Annotated in this window: 25 protein-coding genes; all 25 read left to right on the plus strand. The window is 54.5% G+C overall.

What is annotated here, in order from left to right; genetic code table 11:
* The first annotated feature begins 17 nt into the window (after nucleotides 1-17).
* The 25 genes from rpsG (at nucleotide 18) to secY (ending at nucleotide 14922) form a co-directional block, all read left to right on the plus strand.
* A complete protein-coding gene (gene rpsG / locus H582_RS0108475) occupies nucleotides 18-488 on the plus strand; it encodes a 30S ribosomal protein S7 (RefSeq protein WP_028598194.1) in 471 nt (156 codons plus the stop codon).
* A gap of 38 nt (nucleotides 489-526) precedes the next feature.
* The gene (gene fusA / locus H582_RS0108480) at nucleotides 527-2602 is read left to right on the plus strand and encodes an elongation factor G (protein ID WP_028598195.1); all 2076 of its coding nucleotides are present in this window, start codon (nucleotides 527-529) and stop codon (nucleotides 2600-2602) included.
* A 103-nt stretch (nucleotides 2603-2705) separates the two neighbouring features.
* Nucleotides 2706-3896 carry an elongation factor Tu gene (gene tuf, locus H582_RS0108485; RefSeq protein ID WP_028598196.1) on the plus strand — a complete coding sequence of 397 codons (1191 nt, stop codon included), beginning with the start codon at nucleotides 2706-2708 and terminating at the stop codon, nucleotides 3894-3896.
* 358 nt (nucleotides 3897-4254) lie between these two features.
* The gene (rpsJ, locus tag H582_RS0108490) at nucleotides 4255-4563 is read left to right on the plus strand and encodes a 30S ribosomal protein S10 (RefSeq protein ID WP_017692074.1); all 309 of its coding nucleotides are present in this window, start codon (nucleotides 4255-4257) and stop codon (nucleotides 4561-4563) included.
* Between the two features lie 46 nt (nucleotides 4564-4609).
* Nucleotides 4610-5233, plus strand: coding sequence for a 50S ribosomal protein L3 (gene rplC / locus H582_RS0108495; protein WP_028598197.1), 624 nt, complete (start codon nucleotides 4610-4612; stop codon nucleotides 5231-5233).
* A gap of 29 nt (nucleotides 5234-5262) precedes the next feature.
* Nucleotides 5263-5886 (plus strand): 50S ribosomal protein L4, encoded by a 624-nt coding sequence (rplD, locus tag H582_RS0108500; protein ID WP_028598198.1) that lies wholly within the window; start codon nucleotides 5263-5265, stop codon nucleotides 5884-5886.
* Nucleotides 5886-6176, plus strand: a complete 291-nt coding sequence (rplW, locus tag H582_RS0108505; RefSeq protein ID WP_028598199.1) for a 50S ribosomal protein L23 — start codon at nucleotides 5886-5888, stop codon at nucleotides 6174-6176. The genes rplD and rplW overlap by 1 nt, the downstream gene beginning before the upstream one ends.
* 26 nt (nucleotides 6177-6202) lie before the next feature.
* Nucleotides 6203-7033 carry a 50S ribosomal protein L2 gene (gene rplB / locus H582_RS0108510; protein WP_028598200.1) on the plus strand — a complete coding sequence of 277 codons (831 nt, stop codon included), beginning with the start codon at nucleotides 6203-6205 and terminating at the stop codon, nucleotides 7031-7033.
* 73 nt (nucleotides 7034-7106) lie between these two features.
* Entirely contained in the window at nucleotides 7107-7385 is a 279-nt protein-coding gene (rpsS, locus tag H582_RS0108515) for a 30S ribosomal protein S19 (RefSeq protein WP_021878327.1), read from the plus strand.
* A gap of 46 nt (nucleotides 7386-7431) precedes the next feature.
* Nucleotides 7432-7767 carry a 50S ribosomal protein L22 gene (gene rplV, locus H582_RS0108520; RefSeq protein WP_028598201.1) on the plus strand — a complete coding sequence of 112 codons (336 nt, stop codon included), beginning with the start codon at nucleotides 7432-7434 and terminating at the stop codon, nucleotides 7765-7767.
* Between the two features lie 13 nt (nucleotides 7768-7780).
* Nucleotides 7781-8446, plus strand: coding sequence for a 30S ribosomal protein S3 (gene rpsC, locus H582_RS0108525; RefSeq protein ID WP_028598202.1), 666 nt, complete (start codon nucleotides 7781-7783; stop codon nucleotides 8444-8446).
* 2 nt (nucleotides 8447-8448) lie between these two features.
* Entirely contained in the window at nucleotides 8449-8883 is a 435-nt protein-coding gene (gene rplP, locus H582_RS0108530) for a 50S ribosomal protein L16 (protein WP_028598203.1), read from the plus strand.
* On the plus strand, nucleotides 8873-9073 hold the full coding sequence (gene rpmC, locus H582_RS0108535) for a 50S ribosomal protein L29 (protein ID WP_028598204.1): 201 nt from the start codon (nucleotides 8873-8875) through the stop codon (nucleotides 9071-9073). Before rplP ends, rpmC begins: the two co-directional genes overlap by 11 nt.
* A gap of 47 nt (nucleotides 9074-9120) precedes the next feature.
* Nucleotides 9121-9384: a 30S ribosomal protein S17 gene (gene rpsQ, locus H582_RS0108540; protein ID WP_028598205.1), complete on the plus strand. Its 264-nt coding sequence runs from the start codon at nucleotides 9121-9123 to the stop codon at nucleotides 9382-9384.
* 38 nt (nucleotides 9385-9422) lie between these two features.
* Nucleotides 9423-9791, plus strand: coding sequence for a 50S ribosomal protein L14 (rplN, locus tag H582_RS0108545; protein ID WP_028598206.1), 369 nt, complete (start codon nucleotides 9423-9425; stop codon nucleotides 9789-9791).
* Between the two features lie 37 nt (nucleotides 9792-9828).
* The gene (gene rplX / locus H582_RS0108550; RefSeq protein ID WP_084136920.1) at nucleotides 9829-10182 is read left to right on the plus strand and encodes a 50S ribosomal protein L24; all 354 of its coding nucleotides are present in this window, start codon (nucleotides 9829-9831) and stop codon (nucleotides 10180-10182) included.
* A gap of 31 nt (nucleotides 10183-10213) precedes the next feature.
* Nucleotides 10214-10756 carry a 50S ribosomal protein L5 gene (rplE, locus tag H582_RS0108555; RefSeq protein ID WP_028598208.1) on the plus strand — a complete coding sequence of 181 codons (543 nt, stop codon included), beginning with the start codon at nucleotides 10214-10216 and terminating at the stop codon, nucleotides 10754-10756.
* Between the two features lie 27 nt (nucleotides 10757-10783).
* A complete protein-coding gene (locus H582_RS30845; RefSeq protein WP_084136923.1) occupies nucleotides 10784-10969 on the plus strand; it encodes a type Z 30S ribosomal protein S14 in 186 nt (61 codons plus the stop codon).
* 32 nt (nucleotides 10970-11001) lie between these two features.
* Nucleotides 11002-11400 carry a 30S ribosomal protein S8 gene (rpsH, locus tag H582_RS0108560; RefSeq protein ID WP_028598209.1) on the plus strand — a complete coding sequence of 133 codons (399 nt, stop codon included), beginning with the start codon at nucleotides 11002-11004 and terminating at the stop codon, nucleotides 11398-11400.
* 30 nt (nucleotides 11401-11430) lie between these two features.
* Nucleotides 11431-11973 carry a 50S ribosomal protein L6 gene (gene rplF, locus H582_RS0108565; protein WP_028598210.1) on the plus strand — a complete coding sequence of 181 codons (543 nt, stop codon included), beginning with the start codon at nucleotides 11431-11433 and terminating at the stop codon, nucleotides 11971-11973.
* A gap of 56 nt (nucleotides 11974-12029) precedes the next feature.
* A complete protein-coding gene (rplR, locus tag H582_RS0108570) occupies nucleotides 12030-12398 on the plus strand; it encodes a 50S ribosomal protein L18 (RefSeq protein WP_028598211.1) in 369 nt (122 codons plus the stop codon).
* 26 nt (nucleotides 12399-12424) lie between these two features.
* Nucleotides 12425-12925 carry a 30S ribosomal protein S5 gene (gene rpsE, locus H582_RS0108575; RefSeq protein WP_028598212.1) on the plus strand — a complete coding sequence of 167 codons (501 nt, stop codon included), beginning with the start codon at nucleotides 12425-12427 and terminating at the stop codon, nucleotides 12923-12925.
* Between the two features lie 12 nt (nucleotides 12926-12937).
* Nucleotides 12938-13117 carry a 50S ribosomal protein L30 gene (gene rpmD, locus H582_RS0108580; RefSeq protein ID WP_028598213.1) on the plus strand — a complete coding sequence of 60 codons (180 nt, stop codon included), beginning with the start codon at nucleotides 12938-12940 and terminating at the stop codon, nucleotides 13115-13117.
* 62 nt (nucleotides 13118-13179) lie between these two features.
* Complete coding sequence (gene rplO / locus H582_RS0108585) at nucleotides 13180-13620, plus strand: 50S ribosomal protein L15 (RefSeq protein WP_028598214.1); 441 nt, start codon at nucleotides 13180-13182, stop codon at nucleotides 13618-13620.
* Nucleotides 13621-14922 carry a preprotein translocase subunit SecY gene (gene secY / locus H582_RS0108590; protein ID WP_028598215.1) on the plus strand — a complete coding sequence of 434 codons (1302 nt, stop codon included), beginning with the start codon at nucleotides 13621-13623 and terminating at the stop codon, nucleotides 14920-14922.
* Nucleotides 14923-14953: the final 31 nt, after the last annotated feature.

The raw sequence follows: 14953 nt of genomic DNA on the forward strand, positions 1-14953 counted from the left end.
AAAGGGGGACTTGCTACATGCCACGCAAAGGTCCTGTAACAAAACGCGACGTACTGCCGGATCCGATTTACAACAGCAAGCTCGTTACGCGTCTCATTAACCGCATCATGATCGACGGCAAACGCGGTGTTGCTGCAACACTGCTGTACGATGCCTTCAAACTGATTCAAGAACGTTCCGGCAAAGATCCGATGGAAGTGTTCGAAGCAGCCCTGAAGAACATCATGCCTGTACTGGAAGTTAAAGCTCGCCGCGTAGGCGGCTCGAACTACCAAGTGCCGATCGAAGTGAAGCCTGAGCGCCGTACCGCTCTCGGTCTTCGCTGGCTCGTGAACTACTCCCGCAATCGCGGCGAGAGAACGATGGAAGAGCGTCTGGCTGCTGAAATTCTCGACGCATCCAACAACACGGGCGCTGCGGTTAAGAAGCGCGAAGATACGCACAAAATGGCAGAGGCGAACAAGGCGTTCGCTCACTACCGCTGGTAGAATCCTAAAGCAGTACCAATTTGAAAGGAGACATTCCAATGGCAAGAGAGTTCTCCTTGGCAAATACGCGTAACATCGGGATCATGGCGCATATTGATGCGGGCAAGACCACGACCACGGAACGGATCCTGTTCTACACAGGCCGTACCCACAAAATCGGCGAAGTGCATGAAGGCGCGGCGACGATGGACTGGATGGAGCAGGAACAAGAGCGCGGCATCACGATTACGTCTGCCGCGACGACTGCTCAGTGGAAGGGCAACCGCATCAATATCATCGACACCCCGGGACACGTTGACTTCACCGTTGAAGTCGAGCGTTCCCTGCGCGTATTGGACGGGGCGGTTGGTGTATTCAGTGCGAAAGAAGGCGTAGAACCTCAGTCCGAAACCGTATGGCGTCAGGCTGACCGTTACAACGTTCCTCGGATTGCTTACATCAACAAAATGGACATCATCGGCGCGGACTTCCTGAATGTCATCAAAGACATGCGGGAACGCCTGCAAGCCAATGCTGTTGCGATCCAACTGCCGATCGGCGCCGAGAACGATTTCGTCGGCGTGGTCGACCTGGTGGAACGCGTCGCCTACAAATACAAAGACGACCTCGGCAAAGATCCGGAGCAAGTCGAGATCCCAGCCGATCTGGTCGATCAAGCAGAAGTACTCCGTGCGGAACTGGTTGAGAGAGTGGCCGAGCTGGACGAAGAACTCATGATGAAGTATCTGGAAGGCGAAGAAATTTCCGTTCCAGAACTTAAAGCAGCGCTCCGCAAGGGCGTTGTCGAAGTGAAGATCTTCCCTGTCATCGCTGGCTCCTCTTACCGTAACAAAGGCGTGCAAATGATGCTGGATGCCGTAGTCGACTACCTGCCGGCTCCGATCGACGTTCCAGCGATCAAGGGCACCCTTGAAGACGGAACCGAGACGACTCGCGAGTCTTCCGACGAAGCGCCGTTCGCGGCTCTCGCATTCAAGATCATGACGGATCCGTTCGTCGGAAAACTGACCTTCTTCCGCGTTTACTCCGGCGTATTGAACTCCGGTTCCTACGTTGTCAACGCCACGAAGGACAAGCGCGAGCGGGTCGGCCGTATTCTTCAAATGCATGCGAACAGCCGTCAGGAGATCAGCTCGGTCTACGCCGGCGACATCGCCGCAGCCGTAGGCCTTAAAGATACGACGACGGGCGACACGCTTTGCGACGAGAAGAATCCGGTCATCCTTGAATCCATGAACTTCCCTGAGCCTGTCATCCAGCTCGCGGTCGAGCCGAAAACCAAGGCTGACCAAGACAAGATGGGCATCGCTCTGCAGAAGCTCTCGGAAGAGGATCCGACGTTCCGCGCTCATACGGACGAAGAAACGGGTCAAACGATCATCGCGGGCATGGGTGAGCTTCACCTGGAGATCCTCGTTGACCGCATGCTCCGTGAATTCAAAGTAGAGACGAACGTCGGCAAGCCGCAAGTCGCTTACCGTGAGACCTTCCGTCAAGCGGCTAAAGTCGAAGGCAAATTCGTTCGTCAATCCGGCGGCCGCGGTCAATTCGGCCACGTATGGATCGAATTCGAGCCGCTCGAGCCAGGCAGCGGTTTTGTCTTCGAGAACAAAGTCGTCGGCGGCGTCGTTCCTCGCGAATTCATCGGCCCGACTCAAGCGGGTATCGAAGAGGCCATGAAAAACGGTGTCCTCGCCGGCTTCCCGCTCGTCGACATCAAAGCTACGATCTTCGACGGTTCGTACCATGACGTCGACTCCTCGGAGATGGCGTTCAAGATCGCAGGCTCCATGGCCCTCAAAGCCGCGAAAGACAAATGTAAGCCTGTCATTCTCGAGCCGATCATGAAGGTCGAAGTCACGATTCCGGAAGAGTACATGGGCGACGTCATGGGCATGCTGAACTCCCGTCGCGGACGCATTGAAGGCATGGATTCGCGCGGTGGCGCGCAAATCGTACGTGCCAAGGTGCCTCTTGCCGAGATGTTCGGTTACTCCACGACTCTGCGTTCCGGTACTCAAGGACGCGGCGTGTTCTCCATGGAGCTGTCGCACTATGAAGAAGTTCCAAAATCGATCCAGGAAGAGATTGTCTCCAAGAGCAAATCGGAGTAATCTCAAGATAGGTTCGCTGTGACAGGCCGTGCCTGCCGCTCGAGCGGTGAACGGTCTGTCACCTAACATAAACTTTCCTGACCTTGAAGGAGGATTAAGTTCAATGGCAAAGGCTAAATTTGAACGTACTAAACCCCACGTTAACATTGGCACCATCGGTCACGTCGACCACGGCAAAACGACGCTGACGGCTGCCATCACGACGGTTCTTTCCAAAAAATACGGCGGCGCGGCAATCGCGTTCGACCAAATCGACAAAGCTCCAGAAGAGCGCGAGCGCGGCATCACGATCTCGACGGCACACGTCGAGTACGAGACGCCTAACCGCCACTACGCTCACGTTGACTGCCCAGGCCACGCCGACTATGTTAAAAACATGATCACCGGCGCAGCTCAAATGGACGGCGCGATCCTGGTTGTATCCGCAGCTGACGGCCCTATGCCGCAAACGCGCGAGCACATCCTGCTCTCCCGCCAAGTCGGCGTTCCTTACATCGTCGTATTCCTGAACAAATGCGACATGGTTGAAGACGAAGAGCTCCTCGAGCTGGTTGAGATGGAAGTTCGCGACCTCCTCAACGAGTACGAGTTCCCAGGCGACGACACGCCGATCATCCGCGGCGCTGCTCGTGAAGCCCTGCAAAACCCAGACGGTCCATGGGCTGATAAAATCATCGAGCTCTTCGAGCAAGTTGATACGTACATCCCGACTCCTGAGCGCGACACGGCGAAGCCTTTCCTGATGCCAGTCGAGGACGTGTTCACGATCACGGGCCGCGGTACGGTTGCAACTGGCCGTATCGACCGCGGTACGGTCAAAGTCTCCGACGAGGTCGAAATCATCGGTCTTGCTGAAGAATCCCGCAAATCCGTCGTTACGGGCGTTGAAATGTTCCGTAAGCTGATGGACTCCGCTCAAGCTGGCGACAACATCGGCGCCCTGCTTCGCGGCGTTGACCGTAAAGACATCGAGCGCGGACAAGTTCTGGCCAAGCCAGGCTCCGTTAAGCCGCACACGAACTTCACGGCTCAAATCTACGTCCTGACCAAAGAAGAGGGCGGACGCCACAAGCCTTTCTTCACGGGCTACCGTCCACAGTTCTACTTCCGCACGACGGACGTAACGGGCATCATCAACCTGCCGGAAGGTACGGAAATGGTTATGCCTGGCGACAACATCACCGTTACGGTTGAGCTGATCGCTCCAATCGCAATCGAAGAAGGCACGCGCTTCTCGATCCGCGAAGGCGGCCGTACGGTAGGCGCTGGCGCCGTAGCAACAATCCAAAAATAAGCTTTCTGCAGCGTCAGCTGCAGCTTGCAAAATCCCCTGCCTCTCAGGCAGGGGATTTTTGTTTGAACGATTGGATTCGATTCACTCCATTATTATAGAAGAAACACGATCCGATCGAAGGAATCGAGGATGGAGCGAAAACGGCTTCCGGCATGGGAAAGGCAATGCAGCGCGGCAAGCTGGCATTTCCATGTTGCAATCGCCCATCCAACGTGATAAACTATTGTCTGTTGGTCTGTGACGTTGCGATGATGCGGGAGGTTGCTGACACACCCGGCTCCTTTGCCATGGAGCGTGTGGGAGGAGTTCTCGCGGAGTATGTCCGATACTAAATTGGGCGATAGAAGGAGGGACTTATATGGCAAAGCAAAAGATTCGTATTCGCTTGAAAGCATACGATCACCGCATTCTTGACCAGTCTGCAGAGAAAATCGTGGAAACCGCAAAACGTTCCGGAGCAGGTGTTTCTGGACCGATTCCGCTTCCGACGGAAAAGCAAATCATCACCATTCTCCGTGCAGTACACAAGTACAAGGATTCGCGCGAGCAATTCGAGCAGCGTACGCACAAGCGTCTGATCGATATTGTGAACCCGACTCCGCAAACGGTTGATGCGCTGATGCGTCTGGACCTGCCGTCCGGTGTCGATATCGAAATCAAACTGTAAGTTATCCACAAGCGAAAGCTAAGTGAGAACGAAAAGAGGTGTCAACATGAAGGGTATCTTAGGCAAAAAGATCGGTATGACGCAAGTGTTCACAGCTGAAGGTAACGTCGTGCCAGTCACGGTTATCGAAGCCGGTCCATGCGTCATCCTGCAGAAGAAAGACCAAGAGAACGACGGCTACGAGGCGGTTCAACTCGGCTTCTCCGACAAAAAGGAGAAAAACGCGACGAAACCTGCTATCGGCCATGCGAAAAAAGCCAATACGGCTCCTAAGCGCTACATTCGTGAAATTCGCGGCATTAACCTGGGCGAATATGAAGTTGGCCAAGAAATTAAAGCCGACGTATTCACGGAAGGCGAATTCGTTGACGTAACTGGCGTATCCAAGGGCAAAGGCTTCCAAGGCGTAATCAAGCGCTGGGGACAAAGCCGCGGCCCGATGGCGCACGGTTCCCGCTACCACCGCGGACCTGGTTCGATGGGCTCGATCCAAGCGAACCGCGTTCCAAAAGGCAAGCGCCTGCCAGGCCATATGGGCCACGAGACGATTACGATTCAAAAGCTTGAAGTCGTACGCGTCGATGCAGAGCGCAATGTCCTGCTGGTTAAAGGCTCTATTCCGGGCCCTAGAAACAGCTTCGTAAAAATCAAACAAACGGTGAAGAAATAAGCACCGCCTGAAGAAAGGAGGAACAAGCTATGCCTAAAGTAGCTATCTTCAACGTGAGCGGCTCCCAAGTCGGCGACATCGAACTTTCCGAGCATGTCTTCGGCATCGAGCCTAACTCGCATGTCCTGCATAGCGCCGTTCTGCTTCAGCAAGCAGCCGAGCGCGCTGGCACGCACAAGACGAAAGGACGCTCCGAAGTACGCGGCGGCGGACGCAAGCCTTGGAAACAAAAAGGCACCGGCCGCGCTCGTCAGGGCTCGATCCGCTCCCCGCAATGGGTTGGCGGCGGCACTGTCTTCGGACCGACTCCGCGCAGCTACAGCTTCAAGCTGCCTAAGAAAGTTCGCCGTCTGGCGATTCGTTCGGCACTGTCTTCCAAAGTCATCGCAAGCGAGCTGATCGTTCTCGATCAACTGAGCTTCGAAGCTCCGAAGACGAAAGAGTTCAAAGCCGTGCTGAACAACCTCAAAGTCGGCCGCAAAGCGCTTGTCGTTACGGCTGAATTCGAGAACAACGTGGCTCTGTCCGCCCGCAATATTCCTGGAGTGAAGTTCGTCGCAGCTGATGGCATCAATGTTCTGGATGTGCTGTCGCACGACCAACTCATCATCACCAAGGATGCGGTCGAGAAAGTACAGGAGGTGCTTGCGTAATGAAGGATCCACGCGATATTATCAAGCGCCCGGTGATCACGGAACAAACGACTGAGCTCATGGGAGCAAAACGCTATGTGTTCGAAGTCGACATCCGTGCGAACAAAACCGAGATCAAATCTGCTGTCGAGCAGATCTTCAATGTAAAGGTCAGCAGCGTAAACACGCTGCGCGTGCCGGCTAAGCCGAAGCGCTACGGCCGTCATTCCGGTTACACGTCCGAGTGGAAGAAAGCCTTCGTTCAACTGAGCGAAGACAGCAAAGAGCTGGAATTCTTCGAGTCGGTCTAATCTGACGAGACAAGGAGGGAAACAAAGTGCCAATCAAGAAGTACAAACCGACTTCCCCGGCCCGTCGCGGCATGTCGGTCTCGACATTTGAAGAGATCACAACGAACGTACCGGAGAAATCGCTCCTGGCGCCGCTTTTCAAAAAAGCCGGCCGCAACAACCAGGGCAAAATTACGGTTCGCCACCACGGCGGCGGACATAAGCGCAAGTACCGCATCATCGACTTCAAGCGCAACAAGGATGGCATCGTAGGACGCGTAGCGACGATCGAGTATGATCCGAACCGCACCTCGAACATCGCGCTGATCCACTACGTCGATGGCGAGAAGCGCTACATCATCGCTCCTAAAGGCCTGAAAGTCGGCGACCAGATCGTTTCCGGTCCATCCGCCGACATCAAAGTGGGCAATGCGCTTCCACTGGAAAACATTCCGGTCGGTACGCTGATCCACAACATCGAAATGAAGCCTGGCAAAGGCGGACAACTCGTTCGCGCTGCCGGTACGGAAGCTCAGCTCCTCGGTAAAGAGGATGCATACGCGGTTATCCGTCTGACTTCCGGCGAGGTTCGCCGCATTCTGAAAACTTGCCGCGCTACGATCGGATCTGTTGGCAACGAGGATCACGAGCTCGTGAAAATCGGTAAAGCCGGCCGTTCCCGTTGGCTGGGCAAGCGTCCTGAAGTTCGCGGCGTCGTCATGAACCCGAACGATCACCCTCACGGTGGTGGTGAAGGCCGCGCTCCGATCGGACGCAAATCGCCTATGTCTCCTTGGGGCAAACCGACCCTCGGCGCCAAAACGCGGAAGAAGAAGAAAGCATCGAGCCAATATATTATTCGTCGCCGCACGAAATAATAATCGCTTGAGCGACTGCGCGTGACGTAAGTCTGCGTCACGCTAACGTCTCGAGGAAGGGAGGAACCACTTCATGGGTCGTAGTTTGAAAAAAGGTCCTTTCATCGATGGGTACCTGCTGAAAAAGGTTGAAGAACTCAACGCTGCGAACAAAAAGACGGTGATCAAAACTTGGTCCCGCCGTTCCACGATCTTCCCGCAATTCATCGGACACACGCTGGCTGTTTACGACGGCCGCAAGCACGTGCCGGTCTATGTGACGGAAGACATGGTCGGACATAAGTTCGGCGAATTCGCACCGACTCGTACCTACAAAGGTCACGACGACGACAAGAAAACGGGCAGACGCTAAGCCGCTGCCTTTCCATAATCAAGCTGTTTGAGAGGAGGTACCTGTCATGGCAGAAGCAAGAGCACATGCTAACCAAGTCCGCATCGCGCCACGCAAGGCTCAGCTCGTCGTTGATCTGATCCGCGGCAAGCAAGTCGGCGAAGCGATCGCGATCCTGCGCCACACTCCGCGCGCCGCGTCCCCGATCGTTGAGAAGCTGCTGAACTCGGCAATCGCCAACGCGGAGCACAACTACCAGCTGGACGTGAACAATCTGGTCGTATCCCAGGTATTCGTCAACCAAGGTCCGACGATGAAACGGTTCATGCCGCGCGCTATGGGACGTGCAAGCCGCATCAACAAGCGCACCAGCCACATTACGCTGGTCGTATCCGAAAAATAAGGAGGGATAACGAGTGGGTCAAAAGGTAAATCCGGTTGGTCTCCGGATCGGAGTCATCCGGGATTGGGAATCCAAATGGTACGCGGGTAAAGACTTCGGCACTCTTCTCATGGAAGATGTTCGAGTTCGCGAATTCCTTAAAGGAAAACTTAAAGACGCTGCTGTATCCCGCATCGAGATCGAGCGCGCGGCGAACCGCGTCAACGTCACGATCTACACGGCGAAGCCGGGTATGGTCATCGGCAAGGGCGGCTCCGAGGTGGAGAACCTCCGCAGCGAGCTGACTCGCATCACGGGCGGCAAAAAAGTCCACATCAACATCTCCGAAATCAAGCAAGCGGATCTGGACGCAACGCTCGTTGCCGAAAGCATCGCTCAACAGCTGGAGCGCCGGACTTCGTTCCGCCGCGCCATGAAACAAGCTCTGCAACGTTCCATGCGCGCAGGCGCAAAAGGAATCAAGACTTCGGTCAGCGGCCGTCTCGGCGGCGCAGAGATCGCTCGTCAAGAAGGATACAGCGAAGGCACCGTTCCGCTTCATACGCTGCGCGCCGACATCGACTACGGCACGGCTGAAGCCCATACGACTTACGGCCGCATCGGCGTAAAAGTGTGGATCTACCGCGGTGAAATCCTTCCTTCTAAAAAGAAAGCAGCCGTCCAGGAAGGAGGCAACTAATCATGTTGGTACCTAAACGCGTCAAACACCGCAAAGAACAACGCGGACATATGAAAGGTCGCGCTAAAGGCGGCACGGAAGTTCACTTCGGTGAATTCGGCCTGCAAGCGCTCGAACCGGGTTGGGTCACCAACCGTCAGATCGAGTCCGCTCGTATCGCTATGACCCGTTACATCAAGCGTGGCGGTAAGGTCTGGATCAAGATCTTCCCTTCCAAGCCGATCACCCAAAAGCCTCTCGAGGTGCGGATGGGTAGCGGTAAAGGTAACGTTGAGAAATGGGTTTCCGTCGTGAAGCCTGGCAAAGTGATGTTCGAGCTTGCCGGCGTATCCGAGGAAATCGCTCGCGAAGCAATGCGCCTTGCGGCCCACAAGCTCCCGGTTAAAACGAAGTTTGTGAAACGCGAAGAAGTGGGTGGTGAAGCAAATGAAAGCTAGTGAATTCCGCAACCTGACCACTGATGAGCTCAACCAAAAGGTTGCCGGCTTTAAAGAAGAGCTGTTCAACCTCCGCTTCCAACTGGCTACGGGCCAGCTGGACAACCCGACGCGCATCAGCGCCGTTCGGAAAGAAATCGCACGTGCCAAAACGGTACTGCGCCAAAGAGAACTGGGAATCAGCAGCTAATTCAGCCGCGTGCTTATACACGCCCAGCCTGAGGAAGGAGGATGAACATGAGCGAACGCAACAACCGCAAAGTTCAGATTGGCAAAGTGGTCAGCGACAAAATGGATAAAACGATCGTGGTGGCTGTAGAAACCTACAAAAAACATGATCTGTACCATAAACGCATCAAGTACACGAAGAAATTCAAAGCCCATGACGAGAACAACACCGCGAAAATCGGTGACACGGTTAAAATCATGGAAACTCGCCCGCTGTCGAAAGACAAGCGTTGGAGACTGGTCCAAGTCGTAGAAGAAGCCGTAATCCTCTAATACGATTCGACCATCAAGTTTGAAAGGAGGACATTTCAATGATTCAACCTTTTACACGCCTTGCGGTTGCTGACAACTCCGGCGCGAAAGAACTGATGTGCATCCGCGTACTGGGTGGTACGGGACGTCGTGTAGGACACATCGGTGATCTGATCGTTTGCTCGGTCAAACAAGCAACACCCGGTGGCGTTGTCAAAAAAGGCGATGTAGTCAAAGCGGTTATCGTTCGCACGAAGCGCACGGTTCGCCGCAAGGACGGTTCCTACATCGCATTCGACGAGAATGCAGCTGTTGTCGTGAAGGAAGACAAATCCCCTCGCGGTACCCGTATCTTCGGGCCAGTTGCGCGCGAACTTCGTGAAAAAGACTTCATGAAGATCGTATCGCTTGCACCGGAAGTTATCTAATCTAGCTGCGTGATTCAAGGAGCAGGAGGTGTAACACATGCCAAAGGTTAAAAAAGTTCTGGAATCCCACAACAACAAGCTGCACGTGAAAAAGGACGATACCGTTATCGTCATCACGGGCAAAGATAAAGGCAAAAAAGGCCGCGTCATCGCAGCTTACCCTCGTGAGAACCGCGTTCTGGTCGAAGGTGTGAACATGGTGAAGAAGCATTCGCGTCCTTCCCAAGCGAACCCTCAGGGCGGCATCATCGAGCAAGAGGCTCCGATCCATGTATCCAACGTGATGCACGTGGATCCGAAGAGCGGAAACGTAACCCGCATCGGCTACAAAGTGCTGGACAACGGCAAGAAAGTCCGCGTTGCGAAGCGTTCCGGCGAGGTTATCGACTAATTATTCTTTACGGAAAGGAGGACCCTTTACCATGGCAGCAAGAATGAAAGAGCGTTTCCTGAACGATGTGACTCCTGCTCTGATGCAGAAGTTCAACTACTCGACTGTAATGCAGGTGCCGAAGATCGAGAAAGTCGTCATCAACATGGGCGTAGGCGAAGCAGTCGCCAACTCCAAAGTGCTTGATACGGCCGTCGAAGATCTCCGCCTCATCTCCGGTCAAAAGCCGGTTATCACGCGCGCGAAGAAGTCGATCGCAGGCTTCAAGCTTCGTGAGAACATGCCGATCGGGGTTAAAGTAACGCTGCGCGGCGACCGCATGTACTACTTCCTCGACAAGCTGTTCAACACCGCGCTTCCGCGCGTACGCGACTTCCGCGGCGTATCGACCAAAGCTTTCGACGGTCGCGGCAACTACACCCTCGGTCTTAAAGAGCAGCTGATCTTCCCGGAGGTCGAATACGACAAAGTCGATAAAGTCCGCGGCATGGACGTCGTTATCGTAACGACGGCGAAGTCGGACGAAGAATCCCGTGAGCTGCTGACCCAACTGGGAATGCCGTTCGCGAAGTAATCGCCAATCAGGAGGTGTAATACCAAAGTGGCTAAAACTTCGATGAAAATAAAGCAACAACGCACGCCGAAGTTCAAGGTTCGTGCCTACACGCGCTGCGAGCGCTGCGGACGTCCTCACTCGGTTCTGCAGAAGTTTAAAATTTGCCGGATTTGTTTCCGTGAATTAGCATACAAAGGCCAGATTCCTGGCGTGAAGAAGGCCAGCTGGTAATCCGTCTTAGTTAGGGAAGGAGGTACACAAGAATGGTTATGTCTGATCCGATCGCAGATATGCTTACCCGTATCCGCAATGCGAATCTTGTCCGTCATGAAACCGTTGAAATGCCCGCTTCGAAAATCAAGAAGCAAATCGCTGATATTCTGAAGCGTGAGGGCTTCATTCGTGACGCTGAATATATCGAGGACAGCAAGCAAGGGATGATCCGTATTTTCTTGAAATACGGCTCCAACAACGAGCGCGTCATCACGGGCCTCAAGCGCATCAGCAAGCCTGGCCTGCGCGTCTACACGAAATCGGGCGAAATCCCGCGCGTACTCGGCGGTCTCGGCATCGCGATTATCTCCACGTCCAAGGGAGTTATGACCGACAAGGAAGCTCGTCAAGGCAAAGCTGGCGGCGAAGTCGTCTGCTACGTCTGGTAATCTAAAGCTACAGCGATAGGAGGTGCAACAATGTCCCGTATTGGTCGAAAACCCATTACTGTCCCTAGCGGAGTGAACGTCTCCCTGGACGATACGGTGATCACGGTAAAAGGACCGAAAGGTTCCCTTAGCCGTCCGGTCCATAAAGATATGAAAGTTAACCTGGAAGAGGGCACGATCCTCGTGGAGCGTCCTTCCGACAACAAGCTGCACCGCTCCTTGCACGGAACGACCCGCAGCATCATCGCGAACATGGTCAGCGGTGTAACGGATGGCTTCTCCAAAAACCTCGAGCTCGTCGGCGTCGGCTACCGTGCTTCGAAGCAAGGCGAGAAAGTCGTCCTGAACGTCGGCTACTCCCACCCGGTTGAAATCGTGCCTGCACAAGGCATCGAGTTCGAAGTCGTGGGCAACAACAAGATCACGGTTCGCGGCATCGACAAAGAGCTTGTCGGCGCGACAGCGGCTAAGATCCGTGCCGTACGCGAGCCAGAGCCTTACAAAGGCAAAGGCATCAAGTACGAAGGCGAGCGCATCATCCGCAAGGAAGGCAAGGCCGGCAAGAAAAAGTAAGCATGATCGCATGCTGACGATAGCAGCACCACGAACGAAGAAGGGAGGATCCCTCAATGATCACCAAAGGCGACAAAAACAAAGCCCGTCTGAAACGCCATCTGCGTGTCCGCAAGAAAATCAACGGCACGGTAGAGCGTCCTCGTCTGTCGGTATACCGTTCCTCCAAGCACATCTATGCTCAACTGATCGACGATGTGGCTGGCGTAACGATCGCATCGGCTTCCACGCTGGACAAAGAGCTTGCTGAGAAAGTGAGCAACGGCGGCAACGTGGAATCCGCAAAGCTGGTTGGAGAACTGATCGCGAAACGTGCCAAGGAAAAAGGCCACGAAGCGGTTGTCTTCGATCGCGGCGGCTACCTGTACCATGGACGGATTCAAGCACTGGCTGACGCAGCTCGCGAAGCTGGTCTCCAATTCTAATTTTCTGACAAGGGAGGTATATCGACTTGCGTATTGATGCAAATGCGCTGGGTGAACTGCAAGAGAAAGTGGTTCACATCAACCGCGTAGCGAAAGTAGTCAAAGGCGGACGCCGCTTCAGCTTCAGCGCTCTGGTCGTTGTCGGCGACGGCAAAGGCCATGTAGGCGCCGGCATCGGCAAAGCTCAAGAGGTTCCAGACGCGATCCGCAAAGGGATTGAAGATGCGAAGAAAAACATGATCTCGATCCCGCTCGTGAACACGACGATCCCGCACCAAGTGCTCGGTCACTTCGGCGCTGGTCAAGTTCTGCTCAAACCGGCTTCCCAAGGTACCGGCGTTATCGCTGGCGGCCCTGTGCGTGCCGTGCTCGAGCTGGCAGGAGTCGGCGACATCCTGACCAAATCCCTCGGTTCTTCCAATTCCATGAACATGGTCAACGCAACGCTCGAAGGGCTCTCCCGCCTGAAACGCGCTGAGGACGTTGCCAAGCTTCGCGGAAAAACGGTTGAAGAGCTGCTGGGTTAAGGAGGGAACACGATGGCTAAATTGCAAATCACCCTCGTCCGCAGTCTGATCGGCCGCAACGAGAAGCAACGCGCTACAGTCGCGTCGCTCGGTCTTCGCAAGATCCGCCAAACGGTTGTTCATAACGACAGCCCCGCGATTCGCGGTATGGTGACCCACGTGAGTCACCTGGTTAAAGTGGAAGAAGTATAAGAGACGATCAAGCATCGTCTATCCATAGATTTACAAAGAGCAACAAGGAGGTGCAACGAACGATGAAACTGCATGAACTCAAACCAGCTGAAGGTTCCCGCAAAGCTCCATACCGCAAAGGCCGCGGTATCGGCAGCGGCAACGGCAAAACCGCAGGCAAAGGCCACAAAGGTCAAAACGCACGTTCCGGCGGCGGCGTCCGTCCGGGCTTCGAAGGCGGTCAAAACCCGCTTTATCGTCGTCTGCCTAAGCGTGGTTTCAACAATCCTTTCCGCAAAGAGTACGCGATCGTCAACATCGAAGAGCTCAATGTATTTGAAGCTGGCTCCGAAGTTACTCCGGAAATTCTTGTCGCTAAAGGGATCGTAAAAAATCCTCAAGCCGGCATCAAGATCCTGGGCAACGGCGAAGTAACGGTTAAGCTGACGGTTAAAGCAAACAAGTTCTCTCAATCTGCGGTAGAGAAAATCCAGGCTGCCGGCGGTCAAACCGAGGTGATCTAATTGTTCAAGACGGTTTCAAACATTTGGAAAGTGGAGGACCTCCGGCGGAGAATCCTCTTTACCCTTTTCATTTTGCTTGTATACCGCATCGGTTCCTTCATTCCGGTGCCCAACATCGACAAGGACGTCTTCACCCAACTTGACAACTCAGGCTCAGATCTTTTTGGCTTGCTGAACACGTTCTCGGGCGGCGCGCTCTTCCAATTCTCGATCTTCGCGATCGGCATCATGCCGTACATTACGGCGTCGATCATTGTCCAGCTGCTTTCGATGGATGTCATTCCTAAGTTCGCAGAATGGGCAAAAGAAGGCGAGAACGGAAAGCGCAAGCTGGCGCAGATCACTCGCTACGGTACGATTGGGTTGGGTCTTGTCCAGGGTTTTGCAACAGCAGTTGGTTTCAACCGCATGTACAACTACCAGATGGTTCAAGACGCGAACTTCGCGGTATACGCGATGATCGCGATTGTCCTGACGGCAGGTACGGCATTCCTGATGTGGCTCGGAGAGCAGATTACGGAACGCGGCATCGGCAACGGCATCTCGGTGATTATCTTCGCGGGTATCATCGCTGGCCTGCCGGGCCATATCCGCAAAATCTACACGACGTACTTCGTCGATAAGACGGACCAGGTATTCCTGGGCGTCCTCCAGGTGCTGGCCATTCTGGTTGGGATCATCCTCATGATTATCGGCGTCATCATCGTCCAGCAAGGGATTCGCAAAATCCCGGTGCAATACGCGAAGCGTGTTGTCGGACGCAAGATGTACGGCGGCCAATCGACGCACATTCCGCTCAAAGTGAATGGCGCGGGCGTTATCCCGGTTATCTTCGCGATCTCGCTGCTGATGTTCCCGTCCACAATTGCGCAGTTCTGGGCCAGCCACGACTGGGCTCAATGGATCATCACCCACCTCGCACCGGATAAGGCGCTTGGAATGGTGATCTATGTTATACTGATTATCGGCTTCACCTTCTTCTACACCTTCGTGCAGATCAATCCTGTACAGATGGCGGACCAGATGAAGAAGAATGGCGGCTACATCCCTGGCGTTCGTCCGGGCAAGCCTACCTCGAGCTACATTACCCGCGTCATGTCGAGAATCACGTTGTTCGGGGCGCTGTTCCTGGCCATCATCTCGATCCTGCCGGTGTTCTTCGGCTCGTTGTTCGGTCTTGACCGCACGATTCAGCTCGGCGGTACTTCGCTGCTGATCGTTGTCGGCGTCGCGCTCGACACGATGAAGCAGATCGAGAGCCAGCTGATCAAGCGTCACTACAAAGGGTTCATCAATAAATAACACGAGGCTTCGAACGGGCGGCTTGACGGCT

Source organism: Paenibacillus pasadenensis DSM 19293 (assembly GCF_000422485.1).
GTDB classification, from domain to species: Bacteria; Bacillota; Bacilli; order Paenibacillales; family Paenibacillaceae; genus Paenibacillus_O; species Paenibacillus_O pasadenensis.

Bases quoted from the DNA above. Each gene is read 5' to 3' on its own strand.
- rpsG (WP_028598194.1), top strand. From the start codon at position 18: ATGCCACGCAAAGGTCCTGTAACAAAACGCGACGTACTGCCGGATCCG.
- fusA (WP_028598195.1), top strand. From the start codon at position 527: ATGGCAAGAGAGTTCTCCTTGGCAAATACGCGTAACATCGGGATCATG.
- tuf (WP_028598196.1), top strand. From the start codon at position 2,706: ATGGCAAAGGCTAAATTTGAACGTACTAAACCCCACGTTAACATTGGC.
- rpsJ (WP_017692074.1), top strand. From the start codon at position 4,255: ATGGCAAAGCAAAAGATTCGTATTCGCTTGAAAGCATACGATCACCGC.
- rplC (WP_028598197.1), top strand. From the start codon at position 4,610: ATGAAGGGTATCTTAGGCAAAAAGATCGGTATGACGCAAGTGTTCACA.
- rplD (WP_028598198.1), top strand. From the start codon at position 5,263: ATGCCTAAAGTAGCTATCTTCAACGTGAGCGGCTCCCAAGTCGGCGAC.
- rplW (WP_028598199.1), top strand. From the start codon at position 5,886: ATGAAGGATCCACGCGATATTATCAAGCGCCCGGTGATCACGGAACAA.
- rpsS (WP_021878327.1), top strand. From the start codon at position 7,107: ATGGGTCGTAGTTTGAAAAAAGGTCCTTTCATCGATGGGTACCTGCTG.
- rplV (WP_028598201.1), top strand. From the start codon at position 7,432: ATGGCAGAAGCAAGAGCACATGCTAACCAAGTCCGCATCGCGCCACGC.
- rplP (WP_028598203.1), top strand. From the start codon at position 8,449: ATGTTGGTACCTAAACGCGTCAAACACCGCAAAGAACAACGCGGACAT.
- rpmC (WP_028598204.1), top strand. From the start codon at position 8,873: ATGAAAGCTAGTGAATTCCGCAACCTGACCACTGATGAGCTCAACCAA.
- rpsQ (WP_028598205.1), top strand. From the start codon at position 9,121: ATGAGCGAACGCAACAACCGCAAAGTTCAGATTGGCAAAGTGGTCAGC.
- rplN (WP_028598206.1), top strand. From the start codon at position 9,423: ATGATTCAACCTTTTACACGCCTTGCGGTTGCTGACAACTCCGGCGCG.
- rplX (WP_084136920.1), top strand. From the start codon at position 9,829: ATGCCAAAGGTTAAAAAAGTTCTGGAATCCCACAACAACAAGCTGCAC.
- rplE (WP_028598208.1), top strand. From the start codon at position 10,214: ATGGCAGCAAGAATGAAAGAGCGTTTCCTGAACGATGTGACTCCTGCT.
- rpsH (WP_028598209.1), top strand. From the start codon at position 11,002: ATGGTTATGTCTGATCCGATCGCAGATATGCTTACCCGTATCCGCAAT.
- rplF (WP_028598210.1), top strand. From the start codon at position 11,431: ATGTCCCGTATTGGTCGAAAACCCATTACTGTCCCTAGCGGAGTGAAC.
- rplR (WP_028598211.1), top strand. From the start codon at position 12,030: ATGATCACCAAAGGCGACAAAAACAAAGCCCGTCTGAAACGCCATCTG.
- rpmD (WP_028598213.1), top strand. From the start codon at position 12,938: ATGGCTAAATTGCAAATCACCCTCGTCCGCAGTCTGATCGGCCGCAAC.
- rplO (WP_028598214.1), top strand. From the start codon at position 13,180: ATGAAACTGCATGAACTCAAACCAGCTGAAGGTTCCCGCAAAGCTCCA.